17 protein-coding genes are annotated in these 21092 nt (G+C 63.3%); 9 read left to right on the forward strand and 8 right to left on the reverse strand.

The window, feature by feature from the left end; genetic code table 11:
• Window position 1 precedes the first annotated feature (1 nt).
• The 4 genes from FNV92_RS04695 (at window position 2) to FNV92_RS04710 (ending at window position 3927) form a co-directional block, all read left to right on the forward strand.
• Window positions 2-775, forward strand: coding sequence for an SDR family NAD(P)-dependent oxidoreductase (locus FNV92_RS04695; protein ID WP_014439596.1), 774 nt, complete (start codon window positions 2-4; stop codon window positions 773-775).
• A 198-nt stretch (window positions 776-973) separates the two neighbouring features.
• Window positions 974-1297 carry an endonuclease domain-containing protein gene (locus FNV92_RS04700; protein WP_244623813.1) on the forward strand — a complete coding sequence of 108 codons (324 nt, stop codon included), beginning with the start codon at window positions 974-976 and terminating at the stop codon, window positions 1295-1297.
• A 316-nt stretch (window positions 1298-1613) separates the two neighbouring features.
• The gene (gene glpK, locus FNV92_RS04705) at window positions 1614-3119 is read left to right on the forward strand and encodes a glycerol kinase GlpK (RefSeq protein ID WP_143841906.1); all 1506 of its coding nucleotides are present in this window, start codon (window positions 1614-1616) and stop codon (window positions 3117-3119) included.
• Between the two features lie 214 nt (window positions 3120-3333).
• On the forward strand, window positions 3334-3927 hold the full coding sequence (locus tag FNV92_RS04710; protein ID WP_143841904.1) for a GNAT family N-acetyltransferase: 594 nt from the start codon (window positions 3334-3336) through the stop codon (window positions 3925-3927).
• Window positions 3928-4538: 611 nt separating this feature from the next.
• Here the strand turns inward: FNV92_RS04710 and FNV92_RS04715 are convergent.
• On the reverse strand, window positions 4539-5357 hold the full coding sequence (locus FNV92_RS04715) for a DUF262 domain-containing protein (RefSeq protein WP_168213351.1): 819 nt from the start codon (window positions 5355-5357) through the stop codon (window positions 4539-4541).
• A 101-nt stretch (window positions 5358-5458) separates the two neighbouring features.
• Window positions 5459-5929 carry a DUF6636 domain-containing protein gene (locus FNV92_RS04720; protein ID WP_244623767.1) on the reverse strand — a complete coding sequence of 157 codons (471 nt, stop codon included), beginning with the start codon at window positions 5927-5929 and terminating at the stop codon, window positions 5459-5461.
• Window positions 5930-6022: 93 nt separating this feature from the next.
• Between FNV92_RS04720 and FNV92_RS04725 the strand changes: the two genes are divergently transcribed.
• A complete protein-coding gene (locus FNV92_RS04725) occupies window positions 6023-6652 on the forward strand; it encodes a glutathione S-transferase family protein (RefSeq protein ID WP_143841902.1) in 630 nt (209 codons plus the stop codon).
• Window positions 6653-7098: 446 nt separating this feature from the next.
• Here the strand turns inward: FNV92_RS04725 and FNV92_RS04730 are convergent, their stop codons facing one another.
• The 4 genes from FNV92_RS04730 to metF form a co-directional block, all read right to left on the reverse strand.
• Window positions 7099-7791, reverse strand: coding sequence for a hypothetical protein (locus tag FNV92_RS04730; RefSeq protein WP_244623812.1), 693 nt, complete (start codon window positions 7789-7791; stop codon window positions 7099-7101).
• Window positions 7792-7847: 56 nt separating this feature from the next.
• Entirely contained in the window at window positions 7848-7979 is a 132-nt protein-coding gene (locus FNV92_RS04735) for a hypothetical protein (protein WP_259173430.1), read from the reverse strand.
• A 376-nt stretch (window positions 7980-8355) separates the two neighbouring features.
• Window positions 8356-12213: a methionine synthase gene (metH, locus tag FNV92_RS04740; protein WP_143841900.1), complete on the reverse strand. Its 3858-nt coding sequence runs from the start codon at window positions 12211-12213 to the stop codon at window positions 8356-8358.
• Between the two features lie 5 nt (window positions 12214-12218).
• Window positions 12219-13142 carry a methylenetetrahydrofolate reductase [NAD(P)H] gene (metF, locus tag FNV92_RS04745; protein ID WP_168213350.1) on the reverse strand — a complete coding sequence of 308 codons (924 nt, stop codon included), beginning with the start codon at window positions 13140-13142 and terminating at the stop codon, window positions 12219-12221.
• A 384-nt stretch (window positions 13143-13526) separates the two neighbouring features.
• Between metF and FNV92_RS04750 the strand changes: the two genes are divergently transcribed.
• A complete protein-coding gene (locus tag FNV92_RS04750) occupies window positions 13527-14540 on the forward strand; it encodes an LLM class flavin-dependent oxidoreductase (protein ID WP_143841898.1) in 1014 nt (337 codons plus the stop codon).
• Between the two features lie 123 nt (window positions 14541-14663).
• Here FNV92_RS04750 and FNV92_RS04755 read toward each other — a convergent pair whose 3' ends face one another.
• Together FNV92_RS04755 and FNV92_RS04760 are read right to left on the reverse strand one after the other, a co-directional pair.
• Complete coding sequence (locus FNV92_RS04755) at window positions 14664-15509, reverse strand: prephenate dehydratase (protein ID WP_014439607.1); 846 nt, start codon at window positions 15507-15509, stop codon at window positions 14664-14666.
• A gap of 21 nt (window positions 15510-15530) precedes the next feature.
• Entirely contained in the window at window positions 15531-16271 is a 741-nt protein-coding gene (locus FNV92_RS04760) for a 3-deoxy-manno-octulosonate cytidylyltransferase (protein WP_143841897.1), read from the reverse strand.
• A gap of 234 nt (window positions 16272-16505) precedes the next feature.
• Between FNV92_RS04760 and FNV92_RS04765 the strand changes: the two genes are divergently transcribed.
• From FNV92_RS04765 to FNV92_RS04775, 3 genes are all read left to right on the forward strand, one after another.
• A complete protein-coding gene (locus tag FNV92_RS04765) occupies window positions 16506-17060 on the forward strand; it encodes a c-type cytochrome (protein WP_014439609.1) in 555 nt (184 codons plus the stop codon).
• A 212-nt stretch (window positions 17061-17272) separates the two neighbouring features.
• On the forward strand, window positions 17273-19189 hold the full coding sequence (locus FNV92_RS04770; RefSeq protein WP_143841896.1) for an extracellular solute-binding protein: 1917 nt from the start codon (window positions 17273-17275) through the stop codon (window positions 19187-19189).
• Between the two features lie 14 nt (window positions 19190-19203).
• Window positions 19204-21090: an extracellular solute-binding protein gene (locus tag FNV92_RS04775; RefSeq protein WP_143841895.1), complete on the forward strand. Its 1887-nt coding sequence runs from the start codon at window positions 19204-19206 to the stop codon at window positions 21088-21090.
• Window positions 21091-21092: the final 2 nt, after the last annotated feature.

Consider the following 21092-nt stretch of genomic DNA (forward strand, 5'->3'; position numbering starts at 1 on the left):
AGTGAAAAACACCCCGTTCGATCTCACCGGCAAGGTCGCCATCGTCACCGGCTCCAGCCGCGGCATCGGTCGCTCCTCCGCCGAACTGCTCGCAAAGCTCGGCGCCAAGGTCGTGGTGTCATCGCGCAAGGCCGACGCCTGCAAGGAAGTCGCCGACGGCATCAACGCTTCCGGCGGCGACGCCACCGTCATCCCCTGCAACATCGCGCGCAAGGCCGAGGTCGAGGCGCTGGTCGCGGGCACGATCAAGCACTACGGCAAGATCGACATCCTGGTCTGCAATGCCGCGGTCAATCCCTATTACGGCCCGCTGCTCGACATCACGGATGAAGCCTTCGACAAGATCATGGGCAGCAACGTCAAGAGCAACATCTGGCTCTCGGCGCTGACGATCCCGCAAATGGCCGAGCGCGGCAACGGCTCCGTCGTCATCATCTCGTCGATCGGCGGCCTGCGCGGCTCCACCGTGATCGGCGCCTACGGCATCTCCAAGGCCGCCGACTTCGCGCTGTGCCGCTCGCTCGCTGGCGAGTGGGGCCCGAAAGGCGTCCGCGTCAACTGCATCGCTCCCGGCCTCGTCAAGACCGATTTCGCCCGCGCCCTCTGGGAAGACGAAGCCAACCTCAAGCGCCGCACCGCCACCACGCCGCTCCGCCGCATCGGCGAGCCCGACGAAATCGCAGGTGCCGTGGCCTATCTCGCCTCGGACGCGTCGAGCTTCATGACGGGCCAGACCATCGTCATCGACGGCGGCGTGACGACGGCGGCGGTGTAACCGCTACCACTTGCAATTGCACCGCGACGCGGCTTCACTTACCCTCCCCTGGAGGGGTCCGAGACGAGCGTAGCTCGCTCGTGGGTCGCTCACGCGGTAGCGTGAGCGGGGTGGGGTGAAGCCAGGCAAATGGTCTCAACATCAATCCGCCGCGCCGCCGCGAAGAGGCTGAGGGCGAACACGACGCCGCATGAGCGGGTGTTGTGGCGCGCGTTGAAAGAGCTTCCGATCGAAGGCTCCCACTTCCGTCGACAAGCTCCCATCGGCCCTTACGTCGTCGACTTCTTCTGCCCGGCCAAGAGTCTCATTGTTGAACTTGATGGTGGCCACCACAACGAAGACGAGACAGCAAAGCGAGACGGTGCGCGGCAGAGCTGGCTCGAGAACGAAGGCTATCGCGTCATCCGCTTCTGGAACTCGGAGATCACGGCCGATCTGACGGCCGTGCTCGAGCGAATCTATGTAGAGCTCTATGGATCGCGCGAGGCAGAAGCTACACCGTTGAAACACCGTCGCACCTAGACGGGACGCGCCTTGTTTACCCTCCCCTGGAGGGGGAGGGTCGATCGCGCGTAGCGCGAGCGGGGTGGGGTGAAGCCGCAAAGGCGGTATCACCGGATCGAAGAAACGCTGCAGACAATAAGGAGCAACACATTCGCGGATAGTCTGTCACCCCACCCCGGTTCGCATTCCGCTTCGCTGCATGCGACCCGACCCTCCCCCTCCAGGGGAGGGTAAGCGAGAGCCCTACCTTGACCTTCCGCCTCCAATCCGCTCCCTTTGGCCCGACAAATGATCCCCCCGGGGAAACGCCGAGCCAAACGCCAGGGTAGCTACCATGTCTTTCGTCCTCGCCATCGACCAGGGCACCACCTCGTCGCGCGCCATCGTTTTTCGCAGCGATATCTCGATCGCCGCCCGCGCGCAGCAGGAGTTTCCGCAGCATTTTCCGGCCTCGGGCTGGGTCGAGCACGAGCCGGAGGACATCTGGACCTCGACCGTGATGGTCTGCCGCGATGCGATCGAACAGGCCGGCATCACCGCGAAGGACATCGCCGCGATCGGCATCACCAACCAGCGCGAGACCACCGTGGTGTGGGACCGCGCCACCGGCCAGGCCGTGCACCGCGCCATCGTCTGGCAGGACCGCCGCACCGCCGACATTTGCGCAAAACTGAAAGCCGACGGCCACGAGCCGGTGATCTCGGAAAAAACCGGCCTGATCATCGATCCCTATTTCTCCGGCACCAAGGTCGCCTGGATCCTCGATCACGTCCCCGGCGCGCGGGGGCGCGCCGCGCGCGGCGAGCTGATGTTCGGCACCGTCGATTGCTACCTGCTCTGGCGCCTCACCGGCGGCAAGGTGCACGCCACCGACGCCACCAACGCCTCGCGCACGCTGCTGTTCAACATCCACACCGGCCAGTGGGACGACCAGCTGCTGGAGATCATCGGCGTGCCGCGTTCGATGCTGCCTGAGGTGAAGGATTCCTCCGCCCATTTCGGCGAAAGCACGCCGGACCTGTTCGGCGGCGCCATCGCCATTTCAGGCATCGCCGGCGACCAGCAGGCCGCGACCATCGGCCAGGCCTGCTTCCGCCCGGGCATGATGAAGTCGACCTACGGCACCGGCTGCTTCGCGCTGCTCAACACCGGCACCACGCCGGTCGTGTCGAAGAACAAGCTGCTCACCACCATCGCCTATCAGCTCGACGGCAAACGCACCTACGCGCTCGAAGGCTCGATCTTCGTCGCGGGCAGCGCGGTGCAGTGGCTGCGCGACGGCCTCGGCATCATCAAGCACGCCGCCGAGACGGGCCCGCTCGCCGATCAGTCCGACTCCCTGCAGAGCGTCTATCTCGTCCCGGCCTTCGTCGGCATGGGCGCGCCTTACTGGAATCCGCGCGTGCGCGGCGCGCTGTTCGGCCTCACCCGCAACACCGGCCCGGCCGAGCTCGCCCACGCCGCGCTGGAGAGCGTCTGCTACCAGACGTTTGATCTGTGGGCCGCGATGCGCGCCGACTGGCCGAGTTCGGAAACCGCCAGCGTCGTGCTCCGCGTCGACGGCGGCATGACCGCGTCGGACTGGACCATGCAGCGCCTCGCTGATCTCCTCAATGCACCGGTTGATCGCCCGGTTATTCAGGAGACCACGGCACTCGGTGCCGCCTATCTCGCCGGCCTCCAGGCCGGCGTCTATCCCGAGCCGACCAAGTTCGCCGACAACTGGCGCCTCGAGCACCGCTTCAAGCCAGCCATGAGCCAGGCGACACGCGAGCGGAAGCTGGCCGGCTGGGCGCGCGCGGTGAAGGGCGTGCTGGCGAGTGACGAGGGGGAGGGGTAGCGCGCCTCTATCCACGCCGTCGTCCCTGCGAAAGCAGGGACCCATACCGCGGAATCGATCTGGAGATTGCGGTAGGAGTACCGAACTCGGAGTCTTCGCCAAACTGCTCCCTGTGGCTATGGATCCCGGATCTGCGCTCCGCTTGTCCGGGACGACGACGGAGTGTGTAGCGCCAATTCTGGAACGTTCCCGCAATGAAATCGAGCAAACAAGGATGATCCTCCCCGACGGATATTCCGACGTCCCGGTCGGCAAGATCGCCGCCGTCGTCACCCATCTGGAGATGACGACGCGTCCAGCGCGCCGTGACGATCCGCCGGGTAGCTGGACCCTGCGCAAGGCCGATGCGCCCGCGCTTCATTGGTACCGCGATCTCCACCGCCGCGCCGGTGAGGAATGGCTGTGGTTTTCGCGGGCGCGCATGAACGACGCCGAGCTTGCCGCGATCATCCACGCGCCGGGAATTGAAGTCCATGCACTGGTCGTGGGCGGCCGCGATGAAGGCCTGCTCGAATTGGACTTCCGCGAGGCCGGCCAGTGCGAGCTGGTCTATTTCGGCGTCGCCGCCGGGCTGATCGGCACCGGCGCCGCCCGCTTCCTGATGAACCGCGCGCTGGAGATGGCATGGTCACGCGATGTCAGTCGCGTCTGGGTCCACACCTGCACCTTCGATCATCCGTCGGCCGTGGCGTTCTACCAGCGCTCCGGCTTCCGCCCGTTCCGCCGCCAGATCGAGATCGCCGACGATCCACGCCTCGACGGCACCGCGCCGCGTGATGCGGCAAGGCATGTGCCAATCATCGAGTAGTGTGCATCTGCTTCCCCGCCGTCACTGCGAGCACAGCGGAGCAATCCAGAATCCCTCCGCGGAGACAGTCTGGATTGCTTCGCTGCGCTCGCAATGACCGAGTGCGGTGCTGCGGTCGTTCTTCGAAAAGGCACACACGTGCGACGGCATCGTAGCCTCGGATCGAGGGCGGCATAATCCGGGACAGTAGGCGCGTGCAGTGAAGGGGGCGAACGATGAAGGAGGGGAAAGTGCTAAGAGTCATGTCCAGCAAACGACGCCACCATGTCTCGCTACGTGCCGGAAAAAAACACGATCGATGCACCGCACCAAGCGATCCATGTCTGTAAGATTATTCTTGACGTCAAGTAGCGTGAGCGCAGGAGGTGATGAATGAGCTAGTGCAGTTCGAATGCTCTGAAAGTTCTCGACCAGAGTTTCTACGTCCCCCCTTAACAAGCGATTCATCTGCGCTTGGAAGTTGTCAATGCCTACGCGGAGGAATAGCCGCCTAAGATTCTTGAAAGATGGATACGCGGTCTTTTCATGAAAGAGCTTTCCGTCGAAGTACGGAGGGAACAGGAAGTTCGGATCGAAGATCGGCCAAGCTTGATATTCGCGCGGAATACTTTTCAAAATCTGCGCCTCATCGCCAGTATAAACTCGTTGCTCCACTGTGACATCTGCGTGTCGTCAATGTTCCGGTGCGAAGCACTGAATTGGTCGAGGAAACTCGATAGAGGTTTGGTATACGACGCACGTTCATGGCGAAATGCGAAAAAACGGAGGGCGAGTTCAGCGCCCTTCATGCGTTTGTCGCCTCTGAATCCTGTCGCCTTCCTCCAAGCTTCTCGCTTCACCAAATCATCGATGCGAGCCATCAAGACACCGTGATTCAGGCCGTGCCGAAGCTCTTGCGCGTTCAGCTTAACTGAGCCGGTATTCAAACGTTCGAATACGTCGAATTTGATTTGTGGGTGTGTGTCCTTCAAGATCGTAATGCAACGTATTGTTCGATTATTTATGTGATCTCTAAACCGCGGATCTAGGCTGCTCCAAGTAAATCCATTTAGCTCGGGATAGGTTGTCAGACCTTGGAGCTCGAATGCGTCATTGAGAAAGAATTTTATCGTCAGTAGCCGCTGGTTGCCGTCGATAACGATCAGTTTGTTATCCGGGCTTTGGCTGAAATAGACCACTGGTATTGGGCATTGGATGATCAAAGATTCAATCAGGCGAGAAGCTTGATTCCTTGTCCAAACATAGCCACGCTGAAATTCCGGAATCTCGATCTTTCCAGACGTAACGTATTGATGTAGCGACGCTACTGTTAGGTCTGCGGTCTCGGTATGAAGGCGCCGTTGTTCGGGGGGGACGTTCTTTAGCTCGACTTCTTCTGGCTCCGTCACGATCGGAAAGAGCTTGTCCGCTAGCGATTTCTGCGTTTCCACCAATTGCCTCGTCTTGTGCTGACCAGAGCATGCGCTTCGCGCTGCAACTGCCAATACTACCTTTAATTCTAACTATGGAGAAGAGGAGACCAAGCAGGCCCTCAAAACACCTCCTGCTTCGCCCTTGCCAGCGAAAACCCCCGCTGCATCGCATTGAAGCACGTCAGTCCCCTCTGCTCCGACCGGCACGTAAACCCCGCGCGCTGCCACACCTCGCCATATGCCAGCACCGGCAGTGACGGGTCCATCACCGTGTCGCCGGCGCAGATGCGCCCCGCAGCTCCTTTCGCGCTCATCTCGAAGGCGTTGCCCCATTCGAGTTCGCAATCGGCGGGCCGGCGCGGGCGGCTTTCCAGGTTCATGATATCGCAACGAAGAACACCCTGTCCGTTGTCGGTGAAGAACTGGCAGGCGATGTTCTTGGACGGCGTCTGGAAGCCGATCGGACGGTCCTGGGCGTGGGCCGCGCTTGCCGTGGCGATCAGGGCAAGCGCAGTGAGACATCGCAGATACATGACATGGCCCCGGCTGATAGGTTGTGCATTGATTCCGCTTTGCTGCGTCGAGCGCAATGCTCTCCTTCCAAGATTTTTGTTGCGACGGGCTCGCAATGGCGATGAACTGGATGACCGTGCCTTATCCAGAGACAGAGAGGAGCGCGAACCATGTTCCTGATCGGCCAATACGATTCCCCCTTCGTCCGCCGCGTCGCGATTGCTCTGCGGCTTTACGGCACCGCCTTCGAGCACAGGCCGTGGTCGACCTTCGGCGATGCCGACAAGATCGCGCCGTACAATCCGCTGCGCCGTGTGCCGACGCTGGTGCTGGACGACGGCGAGGCGCTGATCGAGAGCGCGTTCATTCTCGACCATCTCGATGAGCTTGTCGGTCCCGACAAGGCGATGCTGCCGCGCGCGGGCGCCGAACGACGTCGGCATCTGCGCATCTGCGCCCTGGCCTCCGGCCTCGGCGACAAGGCCGTGAGCCTGGTCTATGAGCGCGTGCTGCGAAAGGAGCAATTGGCGCTGTGGGTCGCGCGCTGCGAGGCGCAGATCAACGACGTGCTCAGGGTGCTGGAAGACGAACGGGCGAAGGTGCCGACGCCGTATTTCCTCGGCGAGCGCATCGGCCACGCAGACGTGATCGTGGCCTGCGTCCTCCGCTTCACTGGCGAAGCGCATCCGCAACTCTTCGATGCCGCCCGCTATCCTGCGCTCGCGGCGCATGCCGAGCGTTGCGAGGCGCTGGCGCCGTTCCGGGAGATCGTGCAGCCGCTGGCGCCGCCGAGCGGCTAGGCCGCCTACCCTCCCCGGGAGGGCAGGGCAATCGCATATGGTGTGATGCGGCGGTATCGGCAGTGTGCTCCCTCTCCCGCTTGCGGGGAGGGCTGGGGTGGGGGGGCGCCGCGTCGGGATCGTCGAGAATTGCGAAGAATGTCCCGGTGTGGTGAGAGCCCTCACCCGCCGCGCTCTGCGAGCGCGTCGGCCTCTCCCGCAAGCGGGAGAGGCGGAGCAAGCCTGCGCAGTCTTCGTGAACCATATGCGATTGCCCTGCCCTGGAGGGGGAGGGTCGATCGCGCGTAGCGCGAGCGGGTGGGGTGATCTCTCAATTCGGGCAGCGCTTCGGTGGAGAGACTGTCACCCCAGCCCGCTTCGCATTGCGCTACTCCATGCGAAGCGAGCCACGAGCGAACTGCGCTCGTCTCGGACCCCACCAGGGAGGGTGGCATACGTGACGCGGGCTATTTCCGCGTGCAGGGGTTGACCTCGCCCGCCGCCGTTTTCATGACGATCGGATTTGGCGACAGCCTGATGCCGAAGAACAATTGAGACCCGGACACCTTGTCGTCCGCGCCCTCGTGGACGTCGAGGTCGAGCTTCGCTGCGATCTCGGATGTCAGCTTGGCCTTCTCCTCCATCGAGATCTTGTTGCTGTATTTGATCTCATAGACGACATCGGCCTCCAGGACGGACCGCGTCTGGCACACGACGCCGCCGCTGGAAATGTTCTGGGCGACCGCGTCCTCGCATTCGGACTTCAGCAATGCGTTCCGGGTCGAGATCAGCGACTCGTCGGAAATCAGCAGAATGTTGGCGTTCTCAAGCTTGAGCTTGACCGCCTCGACCTGCTGCATCCCGGCGACGGCCGACAGCTTCTCCGTGACCTGGGCCGACACGTCGAGCTTCTTCTCGAGCGACTGCTTCAGGTCCCGGTCCACGGTCCGGGATTTCTGGATCTTGTTGACCAGCAATGTCGGATCGACTTCGCAGGTCGGATGCAATTCGAGCCTGCCGTTGCTCAGATATTCGATCGTGTTGATGGTGCCGGGACCGCCGAACGTGCTTGGCGGCACGACCTCGAAATATCCGGTCTCGGAGAGGATGGCGGTGATCGTCTGTTTCTTTCGCGGGTATCCGGCGTAGACAGCAACCATCACCAGCGCGATCGCGACACAGACGCCGCTACCTAGCCAAAACCACCCGCGGCCAACTACTTTCCCGGGCAGCACAACTGATTTTTCTCGCCGCATGGCACGTAGCCTTTCGGACAGTCCGCCGCGGCAATCGTGGGCAGCACGACGAGAGCGATCGCGGCGACGAACAGTGCAATGAACTGCTTCATATGTTCGATCCCAAGCAAATCGTCGGTTTGGTAGTACACCGATAGACTAACCAACCGAGGTTGAGTGGACAAGTGAACGAGTTCACAGGTGCGCGGTTCCCGCGAGATAAAAAAACCGTGCGCATCTCATCGCGTTCTCGGGTGCCGCCTTCTGGGTCCCGGGTCGCGCTTGGCGCGTCCGAGACAGGAGATTGCAGCGCACAGCATCTGGCGAAGTCCGAAACGCGCGGCTGGCGATGATGGAATATTACAGGTGTTTTGCCCGACGGAGCAAGCAAATTCGCCAAAACAGAAATCTACTAGACCTTTCAACCCCATCCTTACTGTGCATGGGGTTGTTTTAGACCTTTTGGTTTTTTTCGAACGAAGGCGGGGCCTACCCCGCCCCCGCGCGCTTCTTCTGCCAGACCAGATGCACCGCGCAGGTGCAGCCCGGCGGATGCGAGGCGAGGTCCTTCGGCGTCTCGTCGTTCGCGGGCGTTGCCGCGAACGCCTTGTCGGCTCCCTCGCGCGATGGGATGTAGTTCAGCACCGGCGCGAGCCAGCGTTCGGTTTCGGTCACCGTCATCCCCTTGCGCGCGGCGTAGTCCTCGACCTGGTCGCGCTCGATCTTGCCGACGCCAAAATAATAGCTCTCGGGGTTCGCCAAATAGAGCCCGGATACGGAGGAGCCCGGCCACATCGCAAAGCTCTCGGTCAGCTTCACGCCGGCAGTGTTCTCGGCATCGAGCAGCTCGAACAGCGTCGCCTTCTCGGTGTGATCGGGCTGGGCGGGATAGCCTGGCGCGGGGCGGATGCCCTGGTACTTCTCCAGGATCAGCTCGTCGGTCGACAGCGCCTCGTCCGGCGCATAGGCCCAGAACTCGCGGCGCACGCGGGCATGCATGCGCTCGGCGAACGCTTCGGCCAGACGGTCGGCCAGCGCCTTGCACAGGATCGAGGAGTAGTCGTCATTGGCCATCTTGAAGCGGTCGGCGACCGCGTCCTCGCCGATCCCGGCGGTGACGACGAAGCCGCCGACATAGTCGGGAATGCCAGTGCCGGCAGGCGCGATGAAGTCGGACAGCGCCGCGTTGAAGCGGCCCTCGCGCTTCTCGAGCTGCTGGCGCAGCGTGTGCAGCGTCGCGATCGTCTTCGTGCGGCTTTCGTCGGCATAGAGCACGATGTCGTCGCCTTGCGCATTCGCGGGCCAGAAGCCGACCGTGGCGCGCGCCCGGAACCATTTCTCCCTGACGATCAGGTCGAGCATCTTTCGCGCGTCGTCATACAGCGAGCGGGCGACCTCGCCGACCTTGGCATCGTCGAGGATGGCGGGGAAGCGACCGGCAAGCTCCCAGGTCTGGAAGAACGGCGTCCAGTCGATATAGGGCACGAGCTCGGCGAGGTCGTAGTCGTCGAAGCTGCGGATGCCGAGGAAGGTCGGCGTCACCGGCTTGTGCGCGGCAAAGTCGACCGGCACGCGGTTGGCGCGGGCCACATCCAGCTTCAGCCGCTTCTTGTCGGCCTGTGCGCGGAAATGCGCATCCGAGATCTTCGCATATTCGGTGCGCACGTCGGCCGCATAGGCCTCGCGCTTCTCAGGGCTAAGCAGCGAGGAGGCGACGCCGACGGCGCGGCTGGCGTCGTTGACATGCACGACGGGTCCGGCGCGATAGTTCGGGTCGATCTTGACCGCGGTATGTACGCGGCTGGTCGTGGCGCCGCCAATCAGCAGCGGCAGCTTCAACCCTTCGCGCTGCAACTCGGCGGCGAAGAACGCCATCTCGTCGAGCGAGGGCGTGATCAGGCCGGACAGGCCGACGATGTCGGCCTTCTCCGCCTTGACGGTCTCGACGATCTTGGCCGCAGGCACCATCACGCCGAGGTCGATGACCTCGAAGTTGTTGCACTGGAGCACGATGCCGACGATGTTCTTGCCGATGTCGTGGACGTCGCCCTTGACGGTCGCGAGCACGATCTTGCCTGCCGACGACGAGCCCTCGGTGCCGATGCCGTTGGCGAGGTTGCGCGCCTTCTCCTCTTCCATGAACGGCATCAGCCAGGCTACCGCCTGCTTCATCACCCGCGCGGATTTCACCACCTGCGGCAGGAACATCTTGCCGTCGCCGAAGAGATCGCCGACCACGTTCATGCCGGCCATCAGCGGACCTTCGATGACGTCGAGCGGGCGCGAGGATTCCTTGCGGGCCTCCTCGGTGTCGACCTCGATGAATTCGGTGATGCCGTGCACCAGCGAATGCGACAGGCGCTTGGCCACCGGCCATTCGCGCCAGGCCAGATCAGCTTCCTTGGTCTGGGTCTTGTTGCCGCGGAATTTCTCCGCCAGCGCGAGGAGGCGCTCGGAAGCGCCGGGGTCGCGGTTGAGGACGACGTCCTCGCAGACCTGGCGCAACTCGGCATCGATGTCGTCATAGACGATCATCTGCCCGGCATTGACGATGCCCATGTCCATGCCGGCCTTGATGGCGTGATACAGGAACACCGAGTGCATGGCCTCGCGCACCGGCTCGTTGCCGCGGAACGAGAACGACAGGTTCGAGACGCCGCCGGAGATATGCGCGCCCGGCAGGTTCTGGCGGATCCAGCGCGTCGCCTCGATGAAGTCGACGCCGTAATTGTTATGCTCCTCGATGCCGGTCGCGATCGCGAAGATGTTCGGATCGAAGATGATGTCTTCCGGCGGGAAGCCGACGCGATCTACCAGGATGTCGTAGGCGCGCTTGCAGATCTCGGTCTTGCGCGCGAACGTGTCGGCTTGGCCGGCCTCGTCGAACGCCATCACCACCACGGCCGCGCCATGGCGGCGGGCGATGTTGGCCTCGTGAATGAACTTCTCCTCGCCTTCCTTCATCGAGATCGAGTTGACGACCGGCTTGCCCTGCACGCATTTCAGGCCGGCCTCGATCACCGAGAATTTCGAGGAATCGACCATCACAGGGACGCGGGCGATGTCGGGCTCGGCGGCGACGAGGTTGAGGAACGTCACCATCGCCGCTTCGGAGTCGAGCAGGCCCTCGTCCATGTTGACGTCGATGATCTGCGCGCCGTTCTCGACCTGGTCGCGCGCGACCTGCAGCGCGGCGGTGTAGTCGCCGGCGGTGATCAGCTTGCGGAAGCGTGCGGAGCCCGTGACGTTGGTGCGCTCACCGACGTTTACGAACGGGATCGCGTCCGTCAGCACGAATGGCTCGAGGCCGGAAAGCCGCAGGCGCGGTTCGATCTCCGGCACGATGCGCGGCTTGTGCGGGGCGACGGCCGCGGCGATCGCAGCGATATGCTCCGGCGTGGTGCCGCAGCAGCCGCCGACGATGTTGACGAGGCCGTCACGCGCGAACTCGCCGACCAGGCGTGCCATGTATTCCGGCGTCTCGTCATACTGGCCGAATTCGTTGGGCAGGCCGGCGTTCGGATAGGCGCACACCAGCGTATCGGCGACGCGGCCGATATCGGCGATATGCGCGCGCAGGTCCTCGGCGCCGAGCGCGCAGTTGAAGCCGATGGTAATGGGCTTGGCGTGCCGCACCGAATGCCAGAACGCCTCCGGCATCTGGCCCGAGAGCAGGCGGCCGGATTTGTCGGTGATGGTGCCCGACACCATCACGGGCACGTCGATGCCGCGCGCTTCGGTGATCTCGGCGATCGCATACAGCGCGGCCTTGGCGTTCAACGTGTCGAAGATGGTCTCGACCAGAAGCAGATCGACGCCGCCGTCGAGCATGCCGTTGATCTGCTCGCCATAGGATTTGCGCAAGTCGTCGAACGTGACGGCGCGGTAGCCGGGATTGGAGACGTCGGGCGAGATCGAGGCGGTGCGGTTGGTCGGGCCGATGGCACCGGCGACGAAACGCGGCTTGCCGTCCTCGGCCTCGACGCGCCGTGCGGCATTGCCGGCCAGGCGTGCGCCTTCGCGCGCCATCTCGTAGACGATGTCAGTGAGGTCGTAATCGGCCTGCGCGATCGAGGTGGTGGAGAAGGTGTTGGTGGCGACGATGTCGGCACCGGCGCGCAAGTAAGCGGCGTGGATGTCCTCGATCGCCTGCGGCTGGGTCAGGATCAAAAGATCGTTGTTGCCGCGCAGGTCACGATGGAAGTTCTTGAAGCGCCCGCCGCGGAAGGCGGCCTCGTCGAACTGGAGGTTCTGGATCATCGTGCCCATGGCGCCGTCGAGCACGAGAATGCGCTCGCGCGCCGCATTGAGCAGGGCAGTTCGCTTGGGAGAGATGGGTACGGTCATTTCGATTACGCCGCCTTCTGCGCGCTCTTGGCGCGGATGCCGAGCAAATGGCTGATCGCGAACACGAGATCGGCGCGGTTCATGGTGTAGAAATGGAAGGTGTCGACGCCGCGCTTCGCCAGCTTCTGCACCTGGCCGGCTGCGACGGTCGCGGCCACCAGCTTGCGGGTCTCGGCGTCGTCGTCGAGGCCGTCGAACTTGGCGGCGAACCAGTCCGGCACGCTGGTGCCGGCGCGGGTGACGAAGGCTCTCGCCTGCTTGAAATTGTGCATGGGCATGATGCCGGGCACGATCGGGATGTTGATCCCGCGCGCGCGGACGCGGTCGAGATAGCGGAAGTAGAGGTCGTTATCGAAGAAGACCTGCGTGATCGCGCGGGTCGCGCCGGAATCGACCTTGGCCTTCAGCGTGTCGATGTCGGCGTCGAAGTCGCGCGCTTCGGGGTGCTTTTCGGGGTAGGCCGAGACCGAGACTTCGATATCCGCATGCCGCTTCTTGATCCCCGCGACGAGATCGGCCGAGCTCTGGTAGCCGTCGGGATGGCTGGAATAGGGCGTGCCGATGCCGCCGGCCGGATCGCCGCGCAAGGCGACGATGTGGCGGACGCCGACCTCGTGATAGCGGTCGACGATCTCGTCGATCTCGCCGCGCGAGGCGCCGACACAGGTCAGATGCGCGGCCGGCAGCAGCGCGGTCTCCTTCAGGATGCGTGCGATGGTGGAATGAGTGCGCTCACGGGTCGAGCCGCCGGCGCCATAGGTCACCGAGACGAATTTCGGATCGAGCGGGGCCAGCCGGTTGATGGTGTCCCAGAGATTGCGTTCCATATCTTCCGTCTTGGGCGGAAAGAACTCGAAGGAGATCGCAGGCCGCTGGACGGCAAGGTGCCCGTCTTGCCCGGCGTGGGCAGGCGTCGTCGGATCGGTCATGGCACCACTCACTCCAGATTTTGGCGGCCGTCGGTCAGCGCTAATTGGGAGAGGCTAAGATAGGGCAAAGAGGGGCCTCTCGACAGCCCATCGGATGTGGGAAATGGCCCACCTATTGCGGATATATGCCGAATATTGCACTGCATCCAATTCGAGTGGGAAGCGTTCCAGAGGAATAATATTAGAAATATCATGTGTATAGTCGAGTGCTTGAGGGTAATGGGCCGGCCTCTCTTGGGTGGGCAATGTGTGCGTCGTGTTATGGAGGTGAATTCTGTCCCAACATTGCGTTTCGAGCAGGCTGACGGGTTCGCGGCCGGCACACGTCAGACCTGCGTTGTCTGCCCATTGCCGCTCCGCCAGCCTCCACTACGTTAGCGCGCCATGATCCCGCTCTCAGTCCTCGACCTCTCCGTCGTCACCACAGGCACAAGACCCGCCGCGGCGCTGCGCAACAGCATCGATCTGGCGCGTCACGTCGATGGGCTCGGCTATGTCCGCTACTGGCTCGCCGAGCATCACAACCTCGCCTCCGTCGCGAGCCCCGCGCCCGACGTGATGATTGGGCAGATCGCGGCGGTGACGAAGCATCTCCGGGTCGGCTCAGGCGGGGTGATGCTGCCGAACCACGCGCCGCTGGTCGTGGCCGAGCGCTTCAAGATGCTGGAGGCGCTGTTTCCCGGCCGCATCGACCTTGGCCTCGGCCGCGCGCCCGGCACCGACGGCGCCACGGCGTATGCGCTTCGCAGCCGGCTCGACCGCCGCGAGGGCGATGATTTCCTGGAGCGGCTGCACGAGCTGATCTTGTGGCAGACCCGAGAATTCCCCGCAGGACATCCCTATCACAACGTCGTCGCGATGCCCGACGACACGCCGTTGCCGCCGATCTGGCTGCTCGGCTCCAGCGATTATTCGTCGGACTTGGCGGCGCAAGTCGGCATGGGATTCGCCTTTGCCCATCACTTTGCATCCCATGATGCGATCGATGCGATGGTGCATTACCGCAACCGATTTCAGCCCTCGGCCTGGAGCGCGAGCCCGCACGCGATCCTCGCGGTTGCTGTCATCGCGGCCGACACTGACGAGGAGGCCGAAAAGCTCGCGGCGTCCTTCGACCTCAACCGGCTTCGCCGCGACCGCGGCCAATATCTGCCGCTGCCGAGCGTCGAAGAGGCGCTGGCCTATCCGTACTCCGACGCCGAGCGCACCTTGATCCTCCGCAACCGCTCGCGCCTGTTCGTCGGCAGCCCTGCGACGGTACAGAGGAAGCTTCAGCCGCTGCTCGATTCCAGCAAGCCGGATGAGCTGATGGTGATCACGGCGGTGTACGACCACGACGCGCGGAAGAGGTCGTATTCGCTGCTGGCGGAAGCATTCGGGCTCAAGGCGGCTGCGTAGAAGCTCTCATGCCCCGGACGCGGCGCAGCACGCAGTGATGCGCTGCAGAGCCCGGGCCCGTCGCGCTGCGAGCATCGCAGTCTCTGGGTCCCAGCTCGCGCTACGCGCGTCCGGGACACGAGATCATTCCATCGTCGCGCGGAACGGGTGAGCGGGATACACGCCGACGATGCGGAATTCGCGCGAGAAGAATTTCAGTTCTTCGATCGCGAAGGCGAGCCCCTTGTCGTCGGGGTGGCCATCAACGTCGGCGTAAAACTGCGTGGCGAAGAAATTGCCGTCGACCATGTAGCTCTCGAGCTTGGTCATGTTGACGCCATTGGTGGCAAAGCCGCCGAGCGCCTTGTAAAGCGCGGCGGGAAGGTTGCGCACCCGGAAGACAAAAGTGGTGACCAGCGGGCCCGAACCTTGCGCCGCCCATTTCGGCTCACGCGCCAGCACCACGAAGCGCGTGGTGTTGTGCGCCTCGTCCTCGATGTCCTCCGCCAGAATGTCGAGGCCGTAAATCTTTGCGGCGAGGCGAGAGGCGATCGCTGCGACTGTCTTGTCGTTGCGCTCAGAGATGTCGCGAGCGCTGCCGGCTGTGTCGGCGTGCACGATCGGCTTGATGCCGAGCTTTCGGATGATGCGCCGGCACTGGCCGAGCGCGTGGACGTGGCTCTCGACGCTCTTGATGTCTTCGAGCTTGGTCCCCTTCACCGCCATCAGTTGATGCCGGACCGGCAGAAACCACTCGCCGACGATGAAAAGGCCGGAGGCCGGGAGCAGATGGTGGATGTCGGCGACCCGGCCCGCGACCGAATTCTCGATCGGGATCATGCCGAGATCGGCCTCGCCCGACGAGATCGCCGACAGCGCGTCCTCGAAGGTGGCGCAGGGCATCGGCTCGGCGTCGGGATAGGCCTCGACGATGGCGATGTGGGAATTGGCGCCAGGCTCGCCCTGGAATGCGATTTTCAGCTTGCTCATGACGGGCCTTGTAACAGCGGATCAGGATTTGGAAAGGATGCTGCGGGCGGTCTCGAGGTCCGCGGGCGTGTCGACCCCGCGGGGCACGGTGTCGACGATGGTGAAGTCGATCCGCATGCCGGCCTCCAGCGCCCGGAGTTGCTCGAGCTTTTCCTGCAATTCCAGCGGCGAGGGCGGAAGCCGGACGTAGCGCTCCAGCGCGGCGCGGCGATAGGCGTAGAGGCCGATGTGATGGTAGCGCGGTCCGTCGCCGGTCGGGGCGGTCGCGCGGGTGAAATAAAGTGCGCGCATCCGCCGGCCGCCCACCGAAGTCCCCACCGCTTTCACGACGCTCGGCGCGAGGTCCTCCTCCGCGGTATGGATCTGCGAGGCCAGCGTCGCGATGTCCACGGCCGGATCGTCCAGCGGCGGCAGCACCTCGCGGATATTGTCGATCGTGATCGTCGGGAAGTCTCCCTGGAGATTGACCACGATCTCGGCCTTGCCCGAGGGGTCGAGCTTCTGCATCGCCTCGTGGATGCGGTCGGAGCCGGATGGGTGGTCGGAGCGGGTCATCACGGCCTCGCCGCCATGGGCGGTCACGACGGACGCGATCTCGGCCGTGTCGGTTGCCACCGCCACCCGGCCGATTCCGGCGGCCTCGGCGCGCCGCATCACATGAACGATCATGGGCAGGCCCGCGATGTCGGCGAGCGGCTTGCCGGGCAGGCGGGTGGCTGCCATGCGGGCCGGGATCAGCACCAGGATGCGAGGGTCGGTCATTGGTTCAAAGGCTTGAGTTCAAGGGCCCGGAAACGGGACGTTTTCCGCGCCGAGAAATGGAATGGGGATGGCCTGAAAGCCGGGTCGCTTATACGGGTTGCCAGACCCCGGGCAAACCGATATCTCAATGGCAAAACTCGGGGAAACAATAAGGAACGTTTGATTCTCCCGAGGCTCGTCCTGGCGGCCGTTTGGGCCGCTGTTTCCTTCTTGCGGTGTGGGGCCTGGCCGGAAATGGACTCTTTCGAACTCAACAAGATTCTCGGTGCCGTGCTCGGCACCTGTCTCATCCTGCTGGTGACGAGCTTCACCGCCAACGCGCTGTTCTCGCCCAAGCTGCCGGAAAAGCCGGGCTTCGAGATCGCCGTGAAGGAAGATGCCGGTCATGGTAAGGAAGGCGGGGCTGCTGCCGCGGCCTCCGAGCCGATCGAAAAGCTGCTCCAGACGGCCTCCGTCGAGAAGGGCGCTGCCGCTGCCAAGAAGTGCGGCGCCTGCCACACTTTCGAGAAGGGCGGCCCGAATCGCGTCGGTCCTAACCTTTATGGCGTCGTCGGCGAGGCCAGGGGCCAGGGCCGTGGCGGCTTCAACTTCTCGGCCGCGATGAAGGGCAAGGGCGGCAACTGGACGTTCGACGACCTCAACAAGTTCATCGCCAATCCGAAGGGCTTCATCCCCGGCACGGCGATGGGCTTCGCCGGCATTCCCAAGGATTCCGAGCGCGCCGACGTCATCGCCTATCTCAATTCGCTGTCGGAGCATCCGCAGCCGCTGCCGACGGCGTCGAAGTAACGCCTCAAGAACCGATCTTGGACGATGCGGCCAGGCTGAAAAGCCTGGCCGTTTCCGTATCCGGGCCTCGCGGTGAGTTTATCGGGGCGTTTGGCCGCATCGGACGGGCCGTCCGGGCTTCCAAGATGAGGAAAAAGCAACATATTCGGTCGAAACCTCGCCTATATTGAGCCCTTAAAGGGGTAACCTCCTTCAAGACTAGGGATGTTGATTTGGCCATTACCCGACGCGATCTCCTGCTCACCGGCACAGCTGCCGTAGCACTCCCCGCTTTTGGTTCCCTCGCGGGCGTCCCCGTCATCGGCGCCGCTCATGCTCAATCTGCCGGCGAGGCGGCTTCAAATGCGCTGCCTTGGCGCCATGCCTTGTCGTTGTTCGGAAAGGTCAAGTACCCCGCCGATTTCAAGCGCTTCGACTACGTCAATCCGGACGCGCCCAAAGGCGGTGTCGCGCGCCAGATTGCGGTCGGCACCTTCGACAATTTCAACATCGTGGTCTCAGGGGTGAAGGGGCAGGTCGCCGGCGCCGTCGCATTCATCTACGAATCCCTGCTCACGCCCGCGCTCGACGAAGTCTCGACCGAGTACGGCGCGCTTGCGGAAGCGGTCAGCCACCCGGACGACTTTTCCTTCGTCTCATATCGCTTACGGCCGCAGGCCAAATGGCACGACGGCAAGCCTGTCACCGCGGACGACGTGATCTTCTCGCTGGATTCCTTCAAGAAGCATCACCCGATGTATTCGGCCTATTACAGCCATGTGGTGAAGGCCGAGAAGGTCGGCGAGCGCGAGGTGAAGTTCGTATTCGACGCGCCCGGCAACCGCGAATTGCCGCAGATCGTTGGGCAGCTCACGGTCTTGCCGAAGCATTGGTGGGAGGGCACGGACGCGCAGGGCCGCAAGCGCGATGTCTCCGCCACCACGCTCGAAGTGCCGCTTGGGTCCGGGCCCTACAAGGTCAAGGAGTTCGTTGCCGGGCGGTCGATGACGCTGGAGCGCGTTAGGGATTATTGGGGGCGCGATCTCGCCGCCAATGTGGGCCGCAATAATTTCGACGAGATGCGCTACGAATATTTCCGCGACGCCACCGTGGCGATCGAGGCCTTCAAAGCCGATCAGGTCGATTGGCGCACCGAGAACAGCGCGAAGAACTGGGCGACGGCCTACGACTTCCCGGCGGTGACGGAAAAGCGGGTCATCCTCGAGGAATTCGCCAATCGCAGCTCGGGCGTCATGCAGGCTTTCGTGCCGAACCTGCGCCGCGCCAAGTTCAGTGATCCCCGCGTACGACGTGCGCTCAACTACGCGTTCGACTTCGAGGAGATGAACAAGCAGATCTTCTACGGCCAGTACAAGCGCGTCAGCAGCTATTTCGACGGCATCGACGAGCTCATGGCGACCGGTCTGCCTCAGGGCAAAGAACTCGATATACTCGAGACCGTTCGCTCTGAAGTCCCGCCCGAAGTCTTCACGACCGCCTACACCAATCCGGTCGGCGGCAGTCCGGAAGCCGTGCGCGACAATCTGCGCGAGGCGTTGCGCCTGTTCAAGGAGGCCGGCTACGAGGTGCGCGACCGCAAGCTGGTCGACGTCAAGACCGGTGCGCAGTTCACCATGGAGCTGCTGAACCAGGATCCGAGCTTCGAGCGGGTCACGCTGTTCTACAAGCCGTCGCTGGAGCGCCTCGGCATCGCCGTGAGCGTGAGGACGGTCGATCCGACGCAATACGAGAACCGGACGCGCGAATGGGATTTCGACGTCGTCACCAACTCCTGGGGCGAGTCGCAGTCGCCGGGCAACGAGCAGCGCGAGTTCTGGTCGTCCAAGACCGCCGATATTCCCGGGTCGCGCAACATCAGCGGCATCAAGAACCCTGCGATCGACAAGCTGATCGAGCGGGTGATCTACGCCAGGGATCGCGACGATCTCGTCGCCGCAACCAAGGCGCTCGACCGCGTGCTGCTGTGGAATCATTATGTCGTGCCGCAATGGACCTATTCGAAGGTGCGCACCGCGCGCTGGGACCGCTTCGGCCGGCCGGCGGAATTGCCCAGATACGGTCAGTCCGGCTTCCCGTTCGTGTGGTGGTACGACGCAGACAAGGCGGCGCGGATCGCAAAGAAGTCGTGAAGGACACCTCCCGCATGACGCAGATGTCACGCCGCCATGTGCTGGCCTTAGGGGCCGGCGGCGCCTTCGGGGTGTCACTCGGCGCACCGCTGTCGCGCGGTGCGCAGGCTTCGGAAGGGGGAGGCGAGGCGCACGGCATCTCGGCGTTCGGCGATCTCAAGTACCCGGCCGACTTTCACCATTTCGAGCACGTCAATCTCGATGCGCCGAAGGGAGGTATGTTCTCCCTCATTCCGTCGGTGCGCGCTTACAATCAGTCCTACCAGACCTTCAACTCGCTCAATGCCTACATCCTGAAGGGTGACGGCGCGCAAGGCATGGACATGACGTTTGTGCCGCTGATGGTGCGCGCAAACGACGAGCCTGACGCAATGTACGGGCTTGCCGCCAGATCCGTGCAGATATCGCCGGACAGGCTCGTCTATCGCTTCACGATGCGACCCGAAGCGAAATTCCACGACGGCACGAAGCTCACCGCGCACGACGCGGCGTTCTCGTTGACGTCGCTGAAGACCAAGGGCCATCCGCTGATCATCGTGCAGATGCGTGACTTCGTCAGCGCAGAGGCTCTCGACGATGCGACGCTGGTCGTCACTTTCGCCAAGGGACGGGCGCGCGACGTGCCGCTCTATGTCGCGAGCCTGCCGATCTTCTCGAAGGCTTATTATGCGTCTCGCCCGTTCGACGAATCGTCCCTGGAGATTCCGCTCGGCTCGGGTCCGTACAGGGTCGGCAAGTTCGAGGTCAATCGCTACGTCGAATTCGAGCGGGTGAAGGATTGGTGGGCTGCCGATCTTCCGGTTTGCCGCGGCAGCTACAATTTCGATGTCGTGCGCTATGAATTCTATCGCGATCGCGACGTTGCCTTCGAAGGCTTCACCGGCAAGAACTACCTCTATCGCGAGGAGTTCACCTCGCGCATATGGGCGACGCGCTATGACTTTCCGGCCGTGAAGGACGGTCGGGTCAAGATGGAGGTCGTGCCCGACGATACGCCGTCCGGCGCGCAAGGCTGGTTCATCAACACGCGGCGTGACAAGTTCAAAGACCCTCGCGTGCGCGAGGCACTGACCAATGCCTTCGACTTCGAGTGGACCAACAAGACCATCATGTACGGCGCCTATGCCCGTACCGTGTCGCCGTTCCAGAACTCCGACCTCATGGCGGGCAACTCGCCTCCTCCGCCGGAAGAGCTGAAGCTCCTGGAGCCGTTTCGCGGTCAGGTTCCCGACGAAGTGTTCGCCGCGCCGTTCTCGCCTCCGGTCTCTGATGGCTCCGGCCAGGATCGCGCCCTGTTGCGCAAGGCGCAGCAATTGCTGACCGAGGCCGGTGTGCCCATCAAGGACGGCAAGCGGGTGCTGCCGAATGGCGAGGTGTTCAGGATCGAGTTCTTGCTGGACGAGCCTTCGTTCCAGCCGCATCACGCGCCCTACATCAAGAACCTGGGCACGCTCGGCATCGAAGCGAGCGTGCGTCTCGTCGATGCCGTGCAATACAAGGTGCGCCAGGAAGATTTCGATTTCGACATGACGATCCAGCGCTTCAGCATGTCGGCGACGCCGGGCGATGCCATGCGCTCGTTCTTCTCCTCCCAGGTCGCGGCAACCAAGGGCTCATACAATCTCGCGGGCATCGCCAGCCCAGCCATCGACGCCATGATCGAGAAGATCATGACGGCCGACAGCCGCGAGGAGTTGACCATCGCCTGCCGCGCCTTCGACCGTCTGTTCCGCGCCGGCCGCTATTGGGTGCCGCAATGGTATAACAAGACGCACCGGCTGGCCTATTGGGACCAGTTCGGCCACCCGCAGAAGCTGCCGCGCTATGCCAACGGCGTCGGTGCTCCCGATATCTGGTGGCATGATGGCGCCAAGGCCGCCAAGCTCGAGCAGGCGAAATAATC

The organism is Bradyrhizobium cosmicum (assembly GCF_007290395.2).
Lineage (GTDB): Bacteria > Pseudomonadota > Alphaproteobacteria > Rhizobiales > Xanthobacteraceae > Bradyrhizobium > Bradyrhizobium cosmicum.